Source organism: Chitinophaga polysaccharea (assembly GCF_007829335.1).
In the GTDB taxonomy this organism is placed as follows: Bacteria; Bacteroidota; Bacteroidia; order Chitinophagales; family Chitinophagaceae; genus Chitinophaga; species Chitinophaga polysaccharea_B.
The window spans coordinates 30,895-53,040 of record NZ_VIWO01000001.1 but is presented as its reverse complement, the minus strand read 5'-3'; the positions used below and the strand labels follow the sequence as shown (position 1 = coordinate 53,040).

Genomic DNA, 22,146 nt, shown 5'->3' with positions numbered 1-22,146 from the left:
ATTTCCTAAAGGAGTGGTCAGGAGGACCTGAAAATACCGTTAAAATTATATGGAAAATTCAGATTTAACGCCCGAAGAAGCGGCTATTGTTAGCAGTACGCATTTTATTCGCCTGAAAAACAGTGCAATAGAGAAGGTGATGGGATTAATGGGGCGTGTTCAGGAAGCGTTGGCAGCGTGTGACCGGGAAACGGATTTTCCGTTTGCACCTGAGTGGTTGTTGCAGGGAGGGAAGATATCGAAAGGGGAGCAATATAAAGGTCTGCCCTGGGTGATGCTGGATTATCCAAGGTATTTCAATAAAGAAGAGATATTTGCCTTCCGGACCATGTTCTGGTGGGGACATTACTTTAGTGCTACCCTGCACCTGGGGGGCAAAGTAAAAGCACGTTTCCATACCGTACTGGAAGAAGGATATGCAGCGCTGGCACAAGCTGGTTTCCAGGTATACCTGCCGGAGGATCCCTGGGAGCACGATTTCGAAAATGGAAATTACCGTTTCATAGATACTTATAGTTTAGATGAGTGGAAGACGCTGGTTAGCCGCAATCATTTCATTAAGTTGGCTAAACCTTTCGTGATCGATCATTGGGGCGAAATAATAACTGAGGTGGTAGAGGCATACGCTACACTACTCAATATTCTCAACGGGAAGAGGGGAGCTTAGCTGCCGATGCGGTGGAAGAGATCTTTCACCTGGTATTCCCATAACTGACTTTGGTCCTTCACCTCTTTCTTCTCTGCGAAATCTTTTACTACCAGGATAGTTTCATTCGTTACTTCAGAAATTTGTATACGGAACTCAAAATATTCATCTTTGGGAGCATGCGTCCAATGCAGCCGGATAAACTCATCTTCTTCCTGTTCGATTACTTCGGCTTCTTCCGCGGTGCCATTCCATGAAAAGGAAAAGACATTATCCCTGAAGTCAACCCTATCTGCGAACCACTCCTGTAAGCCAGCGGGTGTAGATAAGAATTCATACAGGATACCGGGGGAGCATCTAACCGGAAATTCTAGTTCATAAAGCACTTTCTTGGACATCTCTCAAATAATTAGTAAATCAATATCATCCAGTTGCAATTATAGAAAATATTTTACTCTGTCAAAATAATTTACGGTTTTTTTTTATAGTGTACACAAAAACTTTACACACCTTAATAAAAGTATACATATATCTATTTTTATAAATATTAAAATTCCGTATATAATTGACTTTATGCTTTCGCCTTTATAGTGGCGAATTTCCGCGACAATTGCAAGCACTTAATGATCAATCGATTTTATTTGGAAATGATTTAAGAACATGAGATTTTTTTTGGTGGCTTTCTAAAAAAAGTTATTTTTGTCAGGCATTCATCAAATCTTAACTTTTTATTAACCTGTAACTGTTCCGACTTTATGTCAATGCGCCAACTTAAAATCACTAAATCCATTACCAACAGGGAATCTCAGTCCCTGGAGAAGTACCTGCAGGAGATTGGGAAAGTGGATTTAATTACGCCGGAAGAAGAGGTAAACCTGGCTATCCGGATCAAGCAGGGCGATCAGAGAGCATTGGAGAAGCTTACTAAAGCCAACCTTCGCTTTGTGGTATCCGTTGCGAAACAGTACCAGAACCAGGGCCTGTCGCTCAGTGACCTGATCAACGAGGGGAACCTCGGGTTAATTAAAGCTGCTCAACGTTTTGATGAAACGCGCGGTTTTAAATTCATTTCCTACGCCGTATGGTGGATTCGTCAGTCTATTCTCCAGGCGCTGGCAGAGCAATCCAGGATTGTTCGCCTGCCACTCAACAAAGTGGGCCTGAGCAATAAGATCAGCAAAGCGTATTCCCAGCTGGAACAAGAATATGAAAGAGAACCATCTCCTGATGAACTGGCCACCATCCTGGAAATTAATACGGATGAAGTAGAAGCTACCCTCGGAGTAGCTGCCCGTCACGTATCCATGGATGCACCATTTATCGATGGGGAAGACAATTCCCTGCTGGATGTACTGGAAAATCCGAACGCAGTAAGCGCAGATGAGGAACTGGACCACCACGATTCTCTCCGCCGCGAAATTGAGCGTTCCCTCTCCACGTTAACCGATCGTCAAAAAGACGTGATCATGCTGTACTTCGGTATCGCCGTAGAACATCCCATGTCACTCGAAGATATTGGCGAAAAGTTTGGACTGACCCGCGAACGTGTTCGCCAGATTAAGGATAAAGCTATTACCAAGTTAAGAACCACGTCCAGAAGCAAGTTGCTCCGCAACTACCTGGGATAGGCAGCTCTTCTGCCACGAAAAAGACGCTATTTAGTTGATTGTATAAGATTTTAGCCAGCGAAGATGATGACGGTAGTCTGTCATTGTCTTCGCTGTTTTATTTGTACGCAAAGCAACAGAGAGACAAAGAAAATTTTGCCTGACCCTCCTGGTGGCCCTGCTCCTTTATTCCTTTGCGTGAAATCCCAGCGCTTATCCCAAAAAAAATATACTTTTGCAATCCGTTTAAAATACCAACAATGTTTGAATCATTATCAGAGAGACTCGATTCCGCGTTTAAACAGCTTAAAGGAGAAGGCCGGATTTCCGAAATAAATATCGCTTCTACCGTTAAAGAGATCCGTCGTGCATTGGTGGATGCGGATGTGAACTATAAAATTGCCAAGGAATTTACTGATAAAGTAAAGGATACCGCTTTGGGAGAGAAGGTATTAACTTCCATTTCTCCCGGACAATTGATGGTAAAGATTGTGAAGGACGAACTGGTAACCCTGATGGGCGGTACCGAAGCCGACTTTGATATCAAAAGCAATCCTTCCATCGTACTGATAGCGGGTTTACAGGGTTCCGGTAAGACTACCTTCTCCGGGAAACTGGCCAGTTATCTCAAAACCAAGAAAAATAAAAAGCCCTTGCTGGTAGCAGCCGATATTTACCGCCCTGCGGCGATTGATCAGCTGAAAGTACTGGGAGAACAGATCGGGGTAGAGGTATATAGCGAACCGGAAAATAAAAATGCGGTGCAGATTGCTGAAAACGCCATCAAGCATGCAAAAGCCAACAACTTTAACATTATCATCATAGATACCGCCGGCCGTTTGGCGGTAGATGAACAGATGATGAGCGAGGTAGCCGCTGTAAAAGCCGCTGTGAAGCCAAACGAAATCCTGTTTGTCGTGGATTCCATGACCGGTCAGGATGCTGTAAATACCGCCAAAGCCTTCAACGATCGCCTCGACTTTACCGGGGTGGTACTGACCAAGCTCGATGGTGATACCCGCGGTGGTGCGGCCCTTACGATCAAGTACACGGTAGAAAAGCCTATCAAGTTTGTGAGTATGGGTGAAAAACTCGATACCCTTGATGTTTTCTACCCTGAACGTATGGCACAGCGTATCCTCGGTATGGGTGATATTACCACCCTCGTAGAGCGCGCCCAGGCACAGTTCAACGAAGAACAGGCTAAAAAGCTGGAAAAGAAAATCCGCCAGAACCAGTTCGACTTCGACGATTTCAAGGAGCAGTTACAGCAGATCAAGAAAATGGGTAACCTGAAAGACTTGATGGGCATGATTCCTGGCGTAGGTAAAGCCGTGAAGGACCTGGATATCAGCGATGATGCTTTTAAAGGCATTGAAGCCATGATCAACTCTATGACCAAGGCAGAGCGTGCTGATCCGGATATGATCGATGGAAGCCGTCGCAAGCGTATTGCTAAAGGAGCCGGAAAAGACATCCAGGATGTCAATCAGTTCATGAAGCAGTTTGAGCAGATGCGGCAGATGATGAAAATGATGAATAAATTTGGCGGTGGCGGCAAGGGTTTGAAGGGAATGATGCGCTAGAAGATCAGAATGACATAAATTTTTTTTGCAAATATCAACTAACTGATTACATTTGCATCCCTAATTAAACAATATTTCCTAACTCGCAAAAAATAACTCGACTTATTTATGCCAGTAAAAATCAGACTGCAGAGACATGGCGCGAAGAAGAGACCCTTCTATTTTATCGTAGTTGCCGATGCGCGCGCACCAAGAGATGGTAAATTCATCCAAAAAATCGGTACTTACAATCCTTTAACAGTTCCAGCTTCTATCAACATCGATACCGAAAAGGCATTGCGTTGGTTGCAGAAAGGTGCACAACCTACTGACACTGTTAGAAGAATCTTGTCTTTCAAAGGTGTATTGTATTTGAAACATCTGTTAAGAGGTGTTACATTGAACCTGTTCGACGAGCCTACTGCTTACCAAAAGTTTGCACAATGGCAGGCTGAACACGAACAAAAAGTTTCTGCCCGTCGCGACGGTCACAAAAAAGCTAGAATGGCAGCTCCAATCGTAAGAAAGGTAGAAGACACTCCGGCTCCAGCTACTGAAGCTCCGGCAGAAGGAGAAGGTACAGAAGCATAAAACGGCAACGTTTTAACAATACCTGAAAAAGGAAATATTTGCAACCGCAAATATTTCCTTTTTTAATTTTTGTTACCAGCCAGTTTCCACGCCGGAAAGGCAGTAATACAAAGGCTAACAGCGGAAAATATGAGTAACTATTTTAGTATAGGTAAGTTGGCTTCAGCGCATGGCTTACAGGGCGACCTGGTTTTAAGGCATAGCCTGGGCAAAAGATCAGCCCTGAAGGGTGTTACTGTTATTTTCCTGGAAGAGCGGAAAAACAGCTTCATTCCCTATTTTATCCAGCAGGTATCGGTAAAAGACAGCGAAAGTGTGTATATCAAGCTGGAAGGCATAGATACGAAGGAAGCGGCGCAAAAGCTCATGCCGGCACAGGTATACCTGCAAGAGGAAGATTTCAAGCAACAAACAGCCTCTTCTGCCCCTCTGGCATTACTGGGGTACCAGGCAGAAGACGAGCAATACGGCCTCCTGGGTATTATTGAGGAAGTGATTGAAATGCCTATGCAGATACTGGTGAAAGTGTTTATAAAGGGAAAAGAAGCCCTGTTGCCGGTAAATGAACAGTCGCTGGTAAAAGTGGATAAGAAAAATCAAAAGGTATATCTGAATCTGCCTGAGGGCCTGATTGAGCTGTATACCAGTTAAATACGCTGAAAGCATGCGAATAGATATAATCACCGTACTACCGGAATTACTGGAAAGCCCGCTGTCTCATTCCATTATGAAGCGGGCACAGGCCAAAGGCCTGCTGGAAGTACATGTACATCCGCTCAGGCAATACTCCACCCTCAAACATAGCCAGGTAGACGACTACCAGTTTGGCGGTGGCGCCGGTATGGTCATGATGCTGGAGCCTATTGTCAATGCTATTGAATCGCTGCAGGCTAAGGTACAGTACGATGAAATCATTTACCTGACGCCCGACGGGGAAACATTGAACCAGAAGATGGCCAACCAGCTGTCGCTCAAAGGCAACCTGCTGATGCTCTGCGGGCACTATAAAGGCATAGATCAGCGTATCCGGGATCATTTTATCACCAAAGAAATCTCAATCGGCGATTACGTATTGAGTGGGGGAGAGCTGGGAGCGGCTGTGTTGGTAGATGCCATCGGGCGTTTGCTGCCGGGCGTGCTCAACAATGAAACCAGCGCGCTGACCGACTCTTTCCAGGATAACCTGCTGGCGCCGCCGGTATATACCCGTCCCGAGGAGTTCCGTGGATGGAAGGTGCCGGAGGTACTCATGAGCGGTGATCACAAAAAAATCGAAGAATGGCGACACCAGGAATCAGTGGAAAGAACAAAACAACGCAGGCCCGACCTGTTATAACATAATGATTTATAGGTCATATAGATCGCTTTGCCATCTGAGATGCATAATTTCTTGGTTTTTAATTTGGTAAATGCTATTTCTTGACTTACTTTTGCACTCCCATAAATATTTGAAAGATGAACGCAATTTCGTTTGTTCACGAACAACTGACAGCTAACAAACAGTACCCGAAGTTTAAAGCAGGCGACAACGTCACTGTCAATTATAAAATCGTGGAAGGTAATAAAGAAAGGATTCAGTCCTTTAAAGGTGATGTATTGAAGATCCAGGGTACAGGATCAACTATGTCTTTCACTGTTAGAAAAATTTCTGATGGCATTGGTGTGGAAAGACTGTTTCCGCTTTACTCTCCTCATATCGATGGTATCGTGTTGAACAAGGTGGGTAAGGTAAGAAGAGCTAAGCTTTACTACCTGCGCGAAAGAGCTGGTAAGAAAGCCCGTATCAAAGAAAAAAGGGTTTAGTATAAATACAGGGAAATTTGTTAAAAGCGGGACCGTTCCGGTGCCGCTTTTTTCGTGTGCTTAAAAAGGTATTAAAACTCTGCCAGGACCGCCTGGAGGGGTGAAAAAGCCGATTTTATGCGCTATCTTTGTTGACTGAACAATATAAATTTTTGAGACGATGACAGCTGTTTTTGTTAAATCATCATTTTTGATTCTTCAGGATATTGGTATGTCCGAGCTGCTTTTAATTGCAGTGGTAGTATTGCTGCTTTTTGGAGGCAAGAAAATCCCTGAATTAATGCGTGGCCTGGGTAAAGGTATCCGCGAATTTAATGACGCCAAAAACAATGTGCGCCAGGAGATAGAAGAAGGTATGAGAGAAAAGCCTGTTCAGCCTTCTGCACCGGCTACTACTGATGTTCCTACCAAGGAAGCTGTAGATCCGCATCACAACGCGTAATTGATTGCCAACACCCTGCGGGGTTTTACTGATTAGTTTCAATTTTAACTGGTTTAGCCTTGTCTGAATTCAGCTGTATAACTACTTTTCATAAAGCATTATACGCCGGCAACACAAGCTGTATGGAGCAGGTTCGTTATTACCTGAACCGTATTGCACAGCTAAAACATTTAAATGCCTTCCTGGAAGTGTATGAGGAGGAAGCCCTGACAAAGGCACAAATGCTGGATACCCGTTTAAAAAACGGAGAAAAGCTGGGTGCATTGGCAGGAGTGGTGATAGGTATTAAGGATGTTATCTGCTATAAAGGCCATAATGTAAGCGCCGCTTCCCATATATTGGAAGGGTTTACTTCTTTGTTTTCTGCCACGGCTGTAGAGCGGTTGCTGGCGGAAGATGCCATTATCATTGGTAATCTCAACTGCGATGAATTCGCTATGGGATCTACCAATGAAAATTCTGCTTTTGGGCCTACCCTCAATGCCCTGGATAATTCCCGTGTTCCGGGAGGATCTTCCGGCGGGTCGGCAGTAGCCGTACAGGCAGATTTATGCCAGGTGAGCCTGGGAAGCGATACGGGAGGATCTGTTCGCCAACCAGCTGATTTTTGCGGTATTGTAGGATTAAAACCTACTTATGGCCGCATTTCCCGGTATGGACTTATTGCTTACGCTTCTTCATTCGATCAGATCGGTATTTTTGGCAAAGATATTGCTGATGTGGCCGCTGTTTTACAGGTAATCGCAGGACCGGATGAGTTTGATAGTACCGCTTCTCAACAAGCAGTACCTGATTATAAAGCCGGTCTGGAGGACAATAAAACGTTCAAATTTGCGTATTTAAGGGATGCCCAGTACCATGATGGACTGGACGCAGAAATGAAGGACGGCTATATTGATTTCTTTGAAAGTTTGCAATTATTAGGTCATACAGTATCAGGAAGAAGTTTCGAATATCTTGACTATGTGGTTCCGGCCTATTACGTACTTACTACTGCTGAAGCATCGTCTAATTTGTCCCGTTACGATGGGGTAAAATATGGGCATAGAACAGCAGAGCAGCATCTGGATCTCATCGAATTTTACAAAAAAAGTAGATCAGAGGGGTTTGGAAAAGAGGTAAAACGTCGTATATTACTGGGGACTTTTGTGCTGAGCGCGGGATATTACGACGCATATTATACTAAGGCACAACAGGTTAGGCGTCTTGTTACAGAAAAACTCAACGAAATATTAGAAGAGTACGACGCCATTTTAATGCCAACAGTGCCGTCTACGGCATTTAAATTAGGGGAGAAAACAGATGACCCCATCGCCATGTACCTGGCCGATATTTATACGGTACTGGCAAATCTGGCAGGGGTTCCGGCAATATCCGTTCCTTTGAGCCGGCATTCGAATGGAATGCCATATGGTGTACAGATCATCACAAAGAAGTTTAGCGAAGCAAACTTGTTGCATATAGCCAATCGAATCATGGCTAAAGAACAGGTTACTGTTGTTTAAAATAAATTGTATGAGAAAAATCTTTTTACTACTGCTGTTGCCAGCAACAAGTTTAGTGGGGTTGGAAGTGAAGGGAAGCAATAGCAATCCTAAAGAGATGGTGTATCCAATAGGAGCGCCAGATACTTCAGTTGTAAGACTGAGTCATAAGGTGCATTTACCTAAGGATTCAGTACAGGCATCTCCCACATCGGTGGCCGTTAGAAAGGCTGCCCAAAGTTTACCTAACACCATTCGTAGCGCGAAGGTGTACGAGCAAATTAACAATAACCTGGTAGCAGGTTATGTGAGTAATTATGCCACCCGGTATAGCCAGCACCTGCAAATCATGATTGATAAGGGACAGCCTTATTTCAATATGATTGAAAAAGTATTCCGCGATAACGGTATCCCGGAAGAAATGAAATACCTCGCAGTGATTGAATCCAGCTTTAACACCAATGCCCGTTCCAGGGTAGGTGCAGTAGGCGCTTGGCAGTTTATGGCCGGTACCGCCCGCATTTTTGGTTTGAGTGTAGGAAAGAAAGTGGATGAAAGAAAAGATTTTTATAAATCTACCCTGGCTGCTGCTCAGTTCCTGAATCAGTTGTATGCGCAGTTCGACGACTGGTTATTGGTGGTAGCTGCTTACAACTGCGGTGCAGGTGGTGTTCAACGAGCCATCAATGCCAGCGGACGTAAGGACTTCTGGGGAATGCAGTACTTCCTGCCAGCAGAATCCCGTAACCACGTATACAAATTCATTGCTACTGGTTATATTCTCGACAGGTTCAATAACTTCTTTGGTGTAAGCGACGATGTAAATCCTACCATTACGGTAAATATGCCGGCTGGTGAAAACATGGCCACACCTGTAGCAAAAGGACCATTAACGGAAGACGAAATTTTCAACACTGTTGAAATCAATGTCACTGGTAAATATCGCCTGGAAGCTATTGCAAAGAAGCTGGATATGTCTGTGCCAGAATTAGATCGCTTCAACCCGGGTTTTGCCAAAGCAATGGGGAGTGCAGAAAATTCTTACGACTTGCGCATTCCGAAAGAGAAAATGAAGCAGTTCATGGCGGAGAAAGATGAGATGCTGAAAGAATCTGTACAAATGACACTGGACGATAAAGCGGTAGGAGTAGATAAATCTAAGTTCCCACCGCCGGTGAAAATGGCAGAGAAAACAACTGTAGCCAAGAAAACTACTTATTCTTCCAGGAAACATCATTCAGCAGCCAAGAAGCATCATACCGGAAAGAAGCACACCGCTAAGAAGAAAAAGAAATAATTACCCGAAAGGATATACGATAAAACAAAGAGAGGGAGCTGATCATCAGCTCCCTCTCTTTGTTTTATGACGGAATGATTTATAAAGTAGTTAAACTTTGCTTGCGTTTTTCGCTCAGGGCTACCAGGTCCAGTAACGGACCGGTCATAAACGTAGTAGCCAGGGCCATCAATACCAGCATGGCAAAGATTTCGGGTGACAGGATGCCCAGGTCAAAGCCGATATTCAACACCACCAATTCCATTAATCCACGGGTGTTCATCAGGGCGCCGATGGCTACCGACTGTCGCCAGGATTGTCCCATTAACCGGGCGGTGATGGCACTACCGCCAAATTTTCCTGTTACTGCTACCAGCATGATAATACCGCAAACGATCCAGAGATCCCCCTGGTTCAGTAAACCGATTTGCGTTCTTAAACCGGTGAAGACAAAAAAGATGGGCAGCAGCAGCATAACGCTTACATCTTCCAGTTTATCAGTGAGTAATTGTTTGATATTAGTGGAGGCAGGCATAATTACACCCGCCAGGAATGCGCCAAACAGAGCATGGATACCGATTACCTCCGCCACCCAGGCAGAGATCAGCAGTACAAAAAATACGGTGGATACCGCCGCTTTCTCACGTCCTTTGGACATCAGAGAGGCTGTTACTTTATTCAACCACGGGCGAACCAACAGCAGCATCAGTGCTACAAATACCAGGGCGAGGCAAATGGTGATGAATGCGCTCATCAGACCGCTGGCATTCACAATGGCTACTACCACTGCCAGGATGCACCAGGCGGTTACATCATCTGCAGCTGCACAGGTGATAGCCATAATTCCCAGGGGGGTATGGGTTAGTTTTCTTTCCTGTACGATACGCGCCAGTACCGGGAAGGCGGTAATACTCATGGCGATGCCTATAAACAGCGCAAAAGAAAGGAAGCTCACATTGGCTGGGGCAAAGCGGGTAAAGAGAAAATAAGCCAGCCAAACGCCCAGGAAGAAAGGCACAATGATGCTGGCATGGCTGATCATCACGGCATCGTGGGCTTTATGCCTGATTTTACTGATGTCGAGCTCCATACCCACTATAAACATAAAAAAAGCCAGGCCTATCTGACTGAGGAACTGCAGGTTTTTCAGCGATTCCACCGGGAAAATAAAGCCGGAGAAGGAGGGCGCGATCCAACCGAGCAGGGAAGGGCCCAGTAATACTCCTGCAATGATTTCGCCTACTACTGCTGGCTGTTTTATTTTGTTGGCCAATATCCCGAAGAAACGCGCTACCACCATAATCAGGATAATTTGCAGGAGCAATAATCCCAACGGATGTTTAAGGTTATCGAGGTAATGCCACCATCCCGCTGTGGCGGGGGGAACGGCTACCGGCTTAGCCGGAACAAGATGGTTGGGGTTAACGGGCAACGATTGACCTTTTTGCAGGATGATCCAGATGAGCACCCCGAAAGAGCCGATGATGGCCGGATACCATAGCAGGCGTTTGTTCATAACACAAGAGTGAATGGTTATTGGTAAAATACTAAAAAACGTTGGGGTATTTTTATGGTCCGTCTTATAAAGTAACAGCTACCAGTGCGAATGATGCTGGCGCCATTCTCCCTGGTAGCTGTTGTGCTATATTAAATGTTTTTAAAGCTTTATTCCTGACCTACAGCCGCGATTCCCGGCAGTACTTTTCCTTCGAAGAATTCTAACAGGGCACCACCGCCGGTAGATACGTAGCTTACCTTATCGGCAATACCAAACTGGTTTACCGCAGCAACAGAATCACCGCCGCCTACCAGGGAGAAAGCTCCTTTAGCAGTGGCTGTAACAATAGCTTCGGCTACTCCTTTGGTACCAGCCTGGAAGGCGGGCATTTCGAATACGCCCATGGGACCATTCCACAGGATGGTGTTGGAATTGGCGATAGTTTCGCCAAACAGGGCTACAGATTTAGGGCCTATGTCAAGTCCCATCCATCCTGCAGGAATATTATCGTTGGATACTTCCTGGGTATTGGCATCTGGCGCAAATTTATCAGCTGCAATAGAATCGACTGGCAGTAAGAGTTTTACGCCTTTTTCCTTTGCTTTGGCTACCAGTTGATTGGCCAGGTCCAGTTTATCGTTTTCGCAGAGAGAGCTACCAATTTCTTTGCCCTGGGCTTTGAGGAAAGTATAAGCCATACCACCACCAATGATAAGGTTATTGGCACGATCCATCAGGGTTTCAATGATGAGTATTTTATCGCTCACTTTTGCGCCACCGAGGATAGCGGTAAAGGGGGCTGCGGCATTGTCCAGTACTTTGGTGGCGCTGTTTACTTCTGCTTCCATCAGCAGACCGAACATGCGGTTGGCCGGTGAAAAATACTGCGCAATCACTGCGGTAGAGGCGTGGGCACGGTGTGCAGTACCAAAGGCATCATTTACATATACATTACCGAGCTTGGAGAGTTGCTCTGCAAATTGCGGATCTCCTTTTTCTTCTGCTTTGTGGAAACGCAGGTTTTCCAGCAAGAGCACTTCACCCATTTGCAGGTCTGCAGCTGCTTTTTCGGCAACGGGGCCAACGCAGTCGGATGCAAATTTTACAGTAACGCCGCCCAGTAAGCTAACGAGGTGATATACCAGGTGCCTTAAAGAATATTTATCGGTGGGACCGTCTTTCGGGCGGCCCAGGTGAGACATCAGCATTACGGCGCCGCCATCTTTCAGGATTTTCTGGATAGTGGGAACCGCTGCGCGCATACGGGTATCATCGGTAATCTGGAACTCATCGTTCAGGGGAACGTTGAAATCTACACGTACCAATACTTTGCGGCCATTAAAGTTATAGTTAGCAAATTTGCTCATATGTATCAATTTAAGATCATGAGAACAGGGTAATATTAAAAAACCGCGGTACTAACAGCGCAAAGCAAGTATACAACCAAAAATAAAACTCTGGCCAATTGCTGCTATGGTGTAGTCCCGCGGAATTTAAAGACTCCCCGCAACAGCGGGGAGTACATGGTATAATTATTTAGTAATCAGACCAGCGAAGTACTTTACAGTACGTACCAGCTGAGATACATAACTCATTTCGTTATCGTACCAGGAAACGGTTTTAACCATTTGGTGTTCGCCTACAGTCATTACTTTAGTTTGAGTAGCATCGAACAAGGAACCGAAGTGGATACCGATGATGTCAGAGCTTACAATTTCATCTTCGGTATAACCGAAAGATTCGTTGGAAGCGGCTTTCATTGCTGCGTTGATTTCATCAGCAGTTACTTTTTTACCAAGGATGGTGGTCAGCTCAGTTAAAGAACCGGTGATAGTAGGTACGCGTTGTGCGTTACCGTCCAGTTTACCTTTCAGTTCAGGTAATACCAGGCCGATAGCTTTAGCGGCACCGGTACTGTTAGGTACGATGTTAGCGGCAGCAGCACGGGCACGGCGCAGGTCACCTTTTGGATGAGGAGCATCCAGGGTGTTCTGGTCGTTGGTGTAAGCGTGTACGGTAGTCATTAAACCGGTGATGATACCGAATTTGTCCTGCAATACTTTAGCCATAGGAGCTAAGCAGTTGGTAGTACAGGAAGCGCAGGAGATAACGGTTTCGCTACCATCCAGGATTTCGTGGTTAACGTTGAAAACGATCGTTTTCAGATCACCAGTAGCGGGAGCAGAGATTACTACGCGTTTAGCGCCAGCAGTGATGTGTGCAGCAGCTTTATCTCTGTCGGCGAAGAAACCGGTACATTCGATTACTACGTCGATGTCATGCTCTTTCCAAGGAATTTGAGACGGATCTCTCTGTGCATATATTTTCACATCTTCACCGTTCACATTGATTGCGTTTTCAGAATGCTTAACTTCTGCATCGAATCTACCCTGTGCTGAATCATATTTCAGCAAATGCGCCAGCACGTTAGGGCTGGTGAGGTCATTGATAGCTACCACATCAATGCCGGGCATTTTGTAAATTTGGCGGTATACCAAACGGCCAATACGACCGAAACCATTAATACCAATTTTGAGAGTAGTTCCCATTTTACATCGTGATTTGAGTATGAAAAAATCGAGAGCGAATTTACAATCAATACCCTTATTAATCAATATAAATTTAGGTTAGCAAAATTTTTTTTGGAAATATAAAATAACGTCCTACATTTGCAATCCCAAAACGATACATGCCGCGTTGGTCAAGGGGTTAAGACGCCTCCCTTTCACGGAGGAGTCACGGGTTCGATTCCCGTACGTGGTACAAGAAGGTACGTAGTTCCAAAGAGCTGAAGGCTCCTCTGAAAAGAGGGGCCTTTTTTCTTTTTAGCCTATTCATATATTACAATTATTACAATGGTTCTGATGGATCAAGGGATCAAGTTGAAAACTTGATCCTACGGCCATTTGCGAAGGCAAACCCAGAGCAGAATAATTCCATGCCAGTTTTGTGAACTTATATTGGTTGTTTTTAAGTAGATAAAAACACTAATGTGTAATTTATTTCATGTAAAACATTTATTGGTTTTACATTTTTTGTGCATTTTCATTCATCTTCTGTTATTATTCATTTTGTTCATTAGGCGCTGAAAGACTTACCCCTGTAGATTATTAGGGTACATTAGTCATACCGTACCAGAAATATCCCAGTTATTACAGCGACTAATATCCTTATGCGTATCCCTTTCTGTGTGTTGTTGAATATAGAGATTACAGCCAAATTATCCCGATCGGCGAGGGGATTACGCTATGTTACTATACTATGTTTCTTTTCCCTCATTTTCCCATTTTCTTCTGTTTCAAGCCAAAGCTGCCCCGTTCCTAAAATCAGGAAATATGCCCTCGGTCAAAGACCTGTAGTTACGCCACTTTTGGCCAGTGTTACCAATGCCGGTAATGCAGCCGACGGAAATCCTGTTACTAACTCTACTTTAAATGCCACACTCGGCGTACTGGGGTTGGTAACTGCCACGCAATATCTCAGTTTCAACAGCCAGGTAGCGGCCGGAACGCCCATCTACGTGAAGATCAACTACCCGGTGAACCTGGTAGGATTGGGAAGCTCCTTTACCGTGCAACCATTTGTGTATGATGCATCGCATAATGAACAGCCGGTGGGTCAGGCTTATACCGCTGGTGATTTGTTAGCTGTGCTCAGCGGCGCCGGGGATATGGAAGTTTCCTTCACTCCTCAAACCGCCGCCGGAACGCCAGTGGCTTATGATGGCGTATCGGTGACACTCAACGGCGTGCTATCTGTTGGCGCCAGCATGGGAGTGTATGATGCCTATATTCTGCAGGATGCTACTTCCGCCACCTGTAACCAACCTATTGACGTACTCGCAGGCATAAGAGCAGGAGGGCTAAGCATTGCCAATGCCACCGGATCCGTTACCAATAAATGGAACGCCATCGATGTGGATCCTACACTCAGCACTTATGCACAATTGAACACCGGCGCCGCCGTGTTGACACAAGTATTTGAAACCGTACTATTCAATACCACCACCCGCCCGGGCGACTCTATCTACATCGTATTGCAGGATCCTGGCGCAGGATTGCTGGATCTCAATTTGCTGACTGGCTTCACCATACAGCCTTACCTGGGGAAAACAGCAGCCGGCAGCGCTATTACCAATACCAACACCCTGCTTAATTTACGGCTGCTAAGTGGCGCCGGTAATAAGTATGTTTTATCGGCCGCTATCCCCGCTGCTTTTGATCGCATCGATATTTCAATGGGTGGATTGGTAGGCGCGCTGTCGTCATTGCGGATTTATGATGTGAAAACAATCATGCCTGTTCCCACTTATGGACTCACCATTAATGGCAGTGCCAGCGCTAATCCTGTCTGCATTAAAGATGCCGGTAAACTACAGCTTAATATTTCCAATACAGATCCCTGTGCCATCTATAATTGGTATCAGTCTAATAATACCACCTTGCTTGGCACCGGCAGTTCTTTTAAGCCGGTGATTACCAGTCCGGGTACCTATACCTATTATGTGGAAGCCGTGAGAAGCGGCTGCAACAGTGTTGCCAGTAATCGTATACCCGTTACCGTTAACGTGGTTCCACGTCCCGGGGCCCCTTTATTAACCATTCAATTAAACCCTTAACATATGAAAATTAGTATTCTCGGAATGCGCCGGTCTTTTTACCCGGTTTTACTGGTCCCTGTTATCCGTGGAAACATGTTCAAACTGGCATTGGCAGCCCTGGTATTGCTTTTTACATTCACTGCGAATGCACAAACAATTCCTGTGAAAACACCTGCCGACCTTTCCGTGGGAGATGACCCAACCAAGGGTACTTCCACCAGTACAGGTACCACCTTATTTTGTGTAGATCAATCCGGTTTTACACTGACATCGAGTACCTCTGATCCAACCAGCCCGTCGGTTAACTATACCAGTTGGCAATGGCTGGAGATTGATGCCTCTGGTAACGCTGGAGCTTTACCTGCGACCGCTACACCTACCAATGAAAAGCTGGTAGTGGCCAGCGCTACGCCCGGCTGGCATACTTACCAGGTGACCGCGTCTACCGGTACCGCAAACTGTCCGGCAGACCCGGTGATATTTACGGTGTTTGTGCTGCCAGGTCTTACGGTAACTTCTGCTGTAGACCAGGCCAATAACCCCAGTCTTACTTATTGCGCGGCTAATGGAGCACCCACGAATCCTACTAAAGCAATTAATCTGACGAGCACCGTTGCATTTAATGGCAACTTAAATAGTGTTCCAGGTTTAAAGCAATTCCAGATTTCTGATTTTGATCTCAAGTATGTCTGGAACAGAACAGAGATAGGTGGCTCTGCTCAGACGCAACAAGTTGCCACAACCGCCAATTATACGGTTACAGATCCTGCGGTGACTTCAGCAGGCACCGAAAAGAAATATAAATACAGCGTGACAGTAGCCTACACTGTAAAATCATGCAATACCACATACTCCGCTATTGCGCAGTCCAGTGGGGCTGATGCTGTTATCACCGTTACGCCTAAACCAGGTAAACCAGTTATTACCATCCAGTAACAGGCGTATGCTGAAGAGAGGTACTGCTTTCATATTGTTCCTGTGTGGGTACTGTCTGACTGCCGCCGGGCAGTCGGTCCCCATCAGGTATATTATGCCCGGACAGCAGGTGAAATTGTCTGCTACCTCCGTGAATGCCCCCCGGTATCAGTGGTACCGCGATGGAATGGCATTACCTGGAGCATTCCAGCAGGACTATGTCACCGCCACTCCGGGCAAGTATACCGTGGAAGCTTATGGCGGCGGTGGATGTATTTCAGATTTATCGGACCCGGTAATTATTGCCGAAATAACCGGCCGTGGCCCCGATGCTGACATGCAGATCAACAAGACCGCAGATAACGGCGCCTTTAAACTCAACAGCACTTTTAATTATTATCTCACCATAGCTAACAATGGCCCTGCAGATGCTACCGGTATTGTGGTGACAGATAAACTTCCTCCCCAGGTATCCCTGGAACTCTTGTCTGTGCCTACTTTGGGAACAGCTACTTATCAACCGGGTGATCATACGGTGGTATGGAAGATCAATAGTTTACAGGCAAGTATGGCGGCGTCCCTGTCGATAAAAGTGAAGGTGATAGCAACCGGTCAAATCACCAACACCGCTACGGTAGCCGCTGTGGAACAGGATAACGCGCTGCAGAACAACCAGAGCACGCATCAGCTGTTGGTATTGCCATTGCATATCCCCAATGCTATTACGCCTAATGGCGACGGGATCAATGATGTTTTCGAGATCAGTGGATTAGAACAATACCCCGAAAATGAACTGATTATCCTGAATCGCTGGGGTAATCATGTGTTTGAACAAAAAGGATATACGCAAAACTGGAGTGGTAAAGGATTGAATGAAGGGACCTACTTCTACCTGCTGCGTGTCAAAGATGGAATTGGCCGCTGGCAGGAGTTTAAAGGTTATATCACATTGCTGAAACCTTAATGACTATGTGTATCAAAAAATATTTCGTTTTCCTGGTGGGCTTATTAGGTGGGCAGTATGCGCAGGCCCAGCAGGATGCACAATTCAGCCAGTATATCTTCAACGGGATTTACATTAATCCCGCTTACGCGGGATACCGGCAGGAATTGAATGCGCACGCTTTTTACCGGGATCAGTGGGTAGGTATTGCCGGTGCGCCGCAAACCATGTCGCTGGCGGTGGACGGCAATGTAAACGACGACCGGGTAGGATTAGCCTTGCAGGTATCGTCCGATAAGATAGGCGCCCAGAGCCAGTTGTCAGCCTATGGTAACTATGCCTATCGTATTCCATTAGGAACAGAAAGTGGCCGGCTGGCACTCGGTATAGGCGCCGGTATCGTACAGCAGGGGCTCGATCCCGGCAAGCTCGATTTTACCAATCCCAATGAACCAAATATTGGTGGCGCCGCGCAGCATATGCTGTTGTTTGATATGCGAGCCGGAATATATTACTCAACGGCCAACTGGTTTATTGGATTTTCGGCAGATAACCTTACAGCACAGTACCAGGTAAAAAATAAACCACTGGCGCATTTTATCCCCGTGTCCAAGCCTCACTATTATCTAACGGCGGGGGCCCTGTTTCCCGTGAATGACGATGTGATGTTAAAACCTTCCTTCCTGCTGAAAGATGACCGCGGAGGTCCAACCAGCCTGGATCTGAATATGTTTATACTGTTGAAGGAAATGGTATGGATCGGTGGCGGATATCGTACTGCTGTACATATTTATAATAAACCCGATTTGCAGCCAGGTCTTACCAAATCCAGTGCTGCCGTGGCAATGGCAGAAGTATTTGTAATACATGAGTTACGGATCGGTTATGCTTTTGACTATGCCCTGAATAAATACCGCACCTACAATAACGGGACCCATGAAATTTCCGTAGGGTATTATTTTAGGAGAATGGATAATGCAAAGAGAACTTCATTAAGACAAGTTCGCTGCTCTTATTTTTAGTATGTGTGGTTTTATTGTTAAGTTTGGTAAAAGGAAAACCGGACTTTTAAAAGATGTAACCCATGCAAACCATTTCTGCTGTACTGTATTTTCTGAGCCATCATCCCGGCTGGTCATTTCTATTGTTAGTATTGTTTTTCGGTGCCTTATACGCCGTTACTAAAAAATTGATCTTTGGTATCCTCACTTTGCTGATGCCTATTGCCAATATTTTCCTGGCGCATATGCTGAATGCCTGGTTTCTGAATGCCTATGGCGTTAAAGGAACCGGTATTGTTACATTAATATCTGAAACCAGCAGTACCCTCAATGACAATCCTATTTATGATTATGATGTGCTGGTAAAAACACCGGATGGAGAAGATGTACTCACCGGATTTTCTACGATGTCGGCCGCTATCTACCCGGTAAGAAACGCCATATTATTGCCGCCAACCAATGAGGCTTTTGTGCTGAAGTATATCCCGGGTTATGAAAAGAATATTGTGGTGTTAAGCGATGAATCTGCTTATGGGTTGGCAAGAATTGTCCATGAAAATAAGCAGCTGGTGGAAAAAGCCCGGATACAGTTTGAAGCGAGTCGTAATAACGGGCGGTTTAAAGAAGAATATAAGCAGGCGTTAAAAACATTTATCGCTGATCCGGATAATCTTTCCGATGATATGGCATTAAGAGAGTATCGGGAGGTGCTCCACAGCCTGGAATAGGAAAAGAAAAGGAGACGCGAACCCGCGTCTCCTTTTCTTTTTAGAAGCTGAGATTGAGCCTTGCAAACAGGAAACGGCCGTTGAAGCCAAACTGTTGTGAGGCCCGGCTGTACACAAAGCGTCCGGAGCTTTGGTTAGCTGCCGATAATTTATCAGGATAGATGTCCAGCAGGTTGTTGGCGCCGATGGTCAGCCCCAGTGCGGGAATAAACCGGTATCCTATGCTTACATCGGTTACCACTTTACCTTTATACCAATCCTGTGCAGTTACTACGTTAGTAGCTTCCTGTACTTTCCCGAAATAAACATTGCGCAGGAAGAAACCCCATTTCTGAATAGTATAATTCAGCGACAAGTTGGCTTTTGTTTGCGGAACGGCAGATTCCAGGTAGATGCGGCTGGCCGCATCGAAGTAGGTACTTTCTTTGCCTGCCAGTTGTGGTGATGCGTGAATAGGTCCTACCAGGTTGGTTTTGGCAAACGTGCCGGAGAGATCTGCCCGGAGATGACCTTTGCCGGGATGTACGGTATACGTAATTACCACATCTATTCCTTTGGTTTCTGTGTTGATAGCATTGGCGAAGAACCTCGCTGTAGTAGCATTGGCGGTGCGAAGGATATTGTAGATTTCCTGTTCCTGCGGGGTACCATTTTTGTTACCGGAGAACTGCCCGGTATAAACAATGCGATCGTTTATCCGAATGAAATAGCCGTCTACCGTTAGTTTCAGTGGTCCGAGGTTGCTGGTGATACCGGCACTGTAGCTGTATGAAGTTTCCTGTTTGAGTTTAGGGATACCGAGCAAAGCTGCTACGCGGCTGTCGTTGGTGAAGGTGCCTGACTCCAGAAATACGCCATCAGTGAATATACTGGAGGTGGCATTGAAGTAGCGCTGATGCAGCGAGGGTGCTCTGAATCCGGTACTGGCGGCGGCTCTCAGCAGGAACTTAGGGCTGAACTGATAGCGACTGGCCAGTTTCCAGTTGAGGGTGGAACCAAAGTCGGAATAATTTTCAAACCGGAGGGCTCCATCCACCAGCAGTTTTTCGGTGAAGTTGACTTCCACATCGCTGTAGGCGGCAACAGACGTTCGGGACGCGTTGGTGGCATTATCCGGACTAAATCCCGGGAAGCTTTGAGCGCCGCCGGCAAATGCGCTGCCATTGGCCGCAAAGCGGGTAGATATATTTCCTTTTGGATCGGGAATGAGAATAGGGTTCCCTTGTCCGTCTGTGCCTATTTTGAGGGCATTGCCGTAATTGATGTAGGAAGATGCTTCACCGGGTAGGATGCGGTAGTTTTCGTAGCGATGTTCTGCGCCAAAGGCTACGTTGATCCCGCTCAGCACATCTTTGAAAAACCGGGTAAAATCGAGGTTGGTGGTGTTTTGAAGAAAGCGGTAACCACCGGCTTCAAAGGTAGTGGGAGAGGCTTTCAGGAGAGAGGCGTTGAGTGTGTTATCTACGTTGAAGTCCACCGCATTTTGCCCGATCGTATTGCTGAAATCTACTTTCCATTCACCCAGTGTGCTCCTGATACCAGCGGCCAATGATTTATCGCGGTTATCGGTCACAATCAGCGGCAGGAAGCCATTGGGATAGATGGTATCGTTGTTCTGGGTAAGCTGGGAGGGTGTTCTGTAAAAGGCAGCTGCTTCGCCATGGCGATAGTTGAGGCCTCCGAAAAAATACAGTTCGGCTTTGTCGCTGATGGGCAACGAAGCGTTTAGGAACAGGCTACCACCGCGGTTGGCCGATTGTCCTATGCGGGAGTTGAAGTCTTTGCGCGTAAGACCTCTTTTGGCTAGTTCTGCATCTGTAATATCTTTCCCGGTAGGGCTACCTGGCGTAGCTGCCAGGGCAGGATCGTTATAGTCGTTGAAAATAGTACCGGAGAAGGTGCCGGTGCGATTGGTATAATCGCGGTAGTCGTAAGAGCCGGCCAGGTTGATGTAGCCGCCTTTATCGCCCAGTGGCAGGCCGTAGTTGATGTTGGCCTGTACATTTTGTCCGTCGAGTCCATTAACGGAGTTTTTGGATACATAAGCGCCGGTAGATACGCCTACGTTTACTTTATTTACTTCGTCGTTGAGCACAATGTTGATAACACCTGCAATGGCATCAGAGCCATATTGGGCAGCGGCGCCATCTCTCAATATTTCTATTTTTTTGATAGCAGAAGTAGGAATGGCGTTAAGGTCGGTGCCTACGGAACCTTTACCAAAGCTGCCGTTGATATTAACGAGGGACGTAGTATGCCGTCTTTTACCATTGATGAGCACCAGTACCTGGTCGGGGCCTAAACCGCGCAGGGAAGCGGGATCTATATGGTCGGTTCCGTCCGACAGGGTTTGGGTGTTGGACGTAAAGGAAGGCGCCACATAGTTGAGTATCTGGTTGATGCTTACCTGTGGGGAGTATTGGGCTATTTGTTTTACATCTACTACGTCTACCGGTACCACGGTAGATAGCTGGCTGCGGGGCGCGCTCCTGGAACCCAGTACCACCACTTCGTTCAGGTCATCTGTTGATTTCAGTACAAAGTTGAGGGTAGCTGATTCGCCGGCGGCTACGGTTATTTCCTGCATGCTGGCCTGGTAGCCGATGTAGCTGGCGCTGAGTGTATATTTACCCGGCTGTACTTTTATTTTATAATGGCCGCTGGCGTCGGTGGCAGCGCCTGTGTTGGCGCCGATCACTCTTACAGAGGCGCCTGCGAGTGGTTGCTGCTTATCGGCAACGGTACCTTCAATAGTTTGTCCGTAAGCTGTAACGGACAATAGGAAAAGCCATAGCAGGGCGTACAATTTTGATTTCATGCTATTGATTTTAATGTTGAGAGTAGGAGCAGTCTATGCAGGTGGCATTACCACTCCGGGGAGTTACTATACTGGTTGATAATTACCTGGATGCCCGAAGGCATTGTTGTTGACGGCTTTCCGGGTTATCCCGGAATCTATGCCGGTTGTTGGGATTCATAGCCATTAATTAGTGTCCTACTAATTTACGAAATTGAATGGGTTAAACAATAGTCTACTGTTTTTGTAG

20 protein-coding genes and 1 tRNA gene are annotated in these 22,146 nt (G+C 46.1%); 16 read left to right on the top strand and 5 right to left on the bottom strand.

Going from position 1 to position 22,146, the window contains the following annotated elements; translation table 11 throughout:
* The first annotated feature begins 49 nt into the window (after positions 1-49).
* The gene (locus FHW36_RS00220; protein WP_145660383.1) at positions 50-667 is read left to right on the top strand and encodes a hypothetical protein; all 618 of its coding nucleotides are present in this window, start codon (positions 50-52) and stop codon (positions 665-667) included.
* On the opposite strand, the gene FHW36_RS00215 is transcribed toward FHW36_RS00220, so the two are convergent.
* Positions 664-1,044, bottom strand: coding sequence for an START-like domain-containing protein (locus FHW36_RS00215; RefSeq protein WP_145660380.1), 381 nt, complete (start codon positions 1,042-1,044; stop codon positions 664-666). The two genes, FHW36_RS00220 and FHW36_RS00215, sit on opposite strands and share 4 nt — an antisense overlap.
* A 363-nt stretch (positions 1,045-1,407) precedes the next feature.
* Here FHW36_RS00215 and FHW36_RS00210 point away from each other — a divergent pair, with 363 nt between their 5' ends.
* The 9 genes from FHW36_RS00210 (at position 1,408) to FHW36_RS00170 (ending at position 9,435) form a co-directional block, all read left to right on the top strand.
* Entirely contained in the window at positions 1,408-2,274 is an 867-nt protein-coding gene (locus FHW36_RS00210) for a sigma-70 family RNA polymerase sigma factor (protein ID WP_089758842.1), read from the top strand.
* 239 nt (positions 2,275-2,513) lie between these two features.
* Positions 2,514-3,839, top strand: coding sequence for a signal recognition particle protein (ffh, locus tag FHW36_RS00205; protein WP_145660377.1), 1,326 nt, complete (start codon positions 2,514-2,516; stop codon positions 3,837-3,839).
* Between the two features lie 108 nt (positions 3,840-3,947).
* Positions 3,948-4,409 carry a 30S ribosomal protein S16 gene (gene rpsP / locus FHW36_RS31015; RefSeq protein ID WP_145660373.1) on the top strand — a complete coding sequence of 154 codons (462 nt, stop codon included), beginning with the start codon at positions 3,948-3,950 and terminating at the stop codon, positions 4,407-4,409.
* Positions 4,410-4,538: 129 nt separating this feature from the next.
* Positions 4,539-5,060: a ribosome maturation factor RimM gene (rimM, locus tag FHW36_RS00195; protein WP_145660370.1), complete on the top strand. Its 522-nt coding sequence runs from the start codon at positions 4,539-4,541 to the stop codon at positions 5,058-5,060.
* Between the two features lie 13 nt (positions 5,061-5,073).
* Positions 5,074-5,745: a tRNA (guanosine(37)-N1)-methyltransferase TrmD gene (trmD, locus tag FHW36_RS00190; protein ID WP_145660367.1), complete on the top strand. Its 672-nt coding sequence runs from the start codon at positions 5,074-5,076 to the stop codon at positions 5,743-5,745.
* Between the two features lie 119 nt (positions 5,746-5,864).
* Positions 5,865-6,212 (top strand): 50S ribosomal protein L19, encoded by a 348-nt coding sequence (gene rplS, locus FHW36_RS00185; RefSeq protein WP_079473603.1) that lies wholly within the window; start codon positions 5,865-5,867, stop codon positions 6,210-6,212.
* A gap of 190 nt (positions 6,213-6,402) precedes the next feature.
* The gene (locus FHW36_RS00180; protein ID WP_246121025.1) at positions 6,403-6,654 is read left to right on the top strand and encodes a Sec-independent protein translocase subunit TatA/TatB; all 252 of its coding nucleotides are present in this window, start codon (positions 6,403-6,405) and stop codon (positions 6,652-6,654) included.
* A gap of 59 nt (positions 6,655-6,713) precedes the next feature.
* Entirely contained in the window at positions 6,714-8,159 is a 1,446-nt protein-coding gene (gene gatA / locus FHW36_RS00175; RefSeq protein ID WP_145660361.1) for an Asp-tRNA(Asn)/Glu-tRNA(Gln) amidotransferase subunit GatA, read from the top strand.
* A gap of 10 nt (positions 8,160-8,169) precedes the next feature.
* Positions 8,170-9,435, top strand: a complete 1,266-nt coding sequence (locus FHW36_RS00170; RefSeq protein WP_145660358.1) for a lytic transglycosylase domain-containing protein — start codon at positions 8,170-8,172, stop codon at positions 9,433-9,435.
* 79 nt (positions 9,436-9,514) lie between these two features.
* Here the strand turns inward: FHW36_RS00170 and FHW36_RS00165 are convergent, their stop codons facing one another.
* The 3 genes from FHW36_RS00165 to gap all read right to left on the bottom strand — a co-directional run bounded on the left by FHW36_RS00165 (position 9,515) and on the right by gap (position 13,461).
* Positions 9,515-10,930 (bottom strand): cation:proton antiporter, encoded by a 1,416-nt coding sequence (locus tag FHW36_RS00165; protein WP_145660355.1) that lies wholly within the window; start codon positions 10,928-10,930, stop codon positions 9,515-9,517.
* Positions 10,931-11,079: 149 nt separating this feature from the next.
* Positions 11,080-12,279, bottom strand: a complete 1,200-nt coding sequence (locus FHW36_RS00160; protein ID WP_145660352.1) for a phosphoglycerate kinase — start codon at positions 12,277-12,279, stop codon at positions 11,080-11,082.
* Positions 12,280-12,444: 165 nt separating this feature from the next.
* Positions 12,445-13,461 carry a type I glyceraldehyde-3-phosphate dehydrogenase gene (gap, locus tag FHW36_RS00155; RefSeq protein ID WP_145660349.1) on the bottom strand — a complete coding sequence of 339 codons (1,017 nt, stop codon included), beginning with the start codon at positions 13,459-13,461 and terminating at the stop codon, positions 12,445-12,447.
* Positions 13,462-13,603: 142 nt separating this feature from the next.
* On the opposite strand from gap, the gene FHW36_RS00150 reads away from it, so the two are divergent.
* From FHW36_RS00150 to FHW36_RS00125, 6 genes are all read left to right on the top strand, one after another.
* Positions 13,604-13,675 (top strand) — tRNA-Glu (locus FHW36_RS00150).
* A 409-nt stretch (positions 13,676-14,084) separates the two neighbouring features.
* Positions 14,085-15,530: an immunoglobulin domain-containing protein gene (locus tag FHW36_RS00145; RefSeq protein WP_145660347.1), complete on the top strand. Its 1,446-nt coding sequence runs from the start codon at positions 14,085-14,087 to the stop codon at positions 15,528-15,530.
* A 3-nt stretch (positions 15,531-15,533) separates the two neighbouring features.
* Entirely contained in the window at positions 15,534-16,448 is a 915-nt protein-coding gene (locus FHW36_RS00140) for a hypothetical protein (RefSeq protein ID WP_145660344.1), read from the top strand.
* Between the two features lie 7 nt (positions 16,449-16,455).
* Positions 16,456-17,391 (top strand): T9SS type B sorting domain-containing protein, encoded by a 936-nt coding sequence (locus tag FHW36_RS00135; protein ID WP_186452256.1) that lies wholly within the window; start codon positions 16,456-16,458, stop codon positions 17,389-17,391.
* 5 nt (positions 17,392-17,396) lie between these two features.
* Positions 17,397-18,392 (top strand): PorP/SprF family type IX secretion system membrane protein, encoded by a 996-nt coding sequence (locus FHW36_RS00130; RefSeq protein ID WP_145660338.1) that lies wholly within the window; start codon positions 17,397-17,399, stop codon positions 18,390-18,392.
* 62 nt (positions 18,393-18,454) lie between these two features.
* Positions 18,455-19,099, top strand: coding sequence for a hypothetical protein (locus FHW36_RS00125; protein ID WP_145660335.1), 645 nt, complete (start codon positions 18,455-18,457; stop codon positions 19,097-19,099).
* A 40-nt stretch (positions 19,100-19,139) separates the two neighbouring features.
* Here the strand turns inward: FHW36_RS00125 and FHW36_RS00120 are convergent, their stop codons facing one another.
* Positions 19,140-21,917, bottom strand: a complete 2,778-nt coding sequence (locus FHW36_RS00120) for a TonB-dependent receptor (RefSeq protein ID WP_145660332.1) — start codon at positions 21,915-21,917, stop codon at positions 19,140-19,142.
* Between the last annotated feature and the right edge of the window lie 229 nt (positions 21,918-22,146).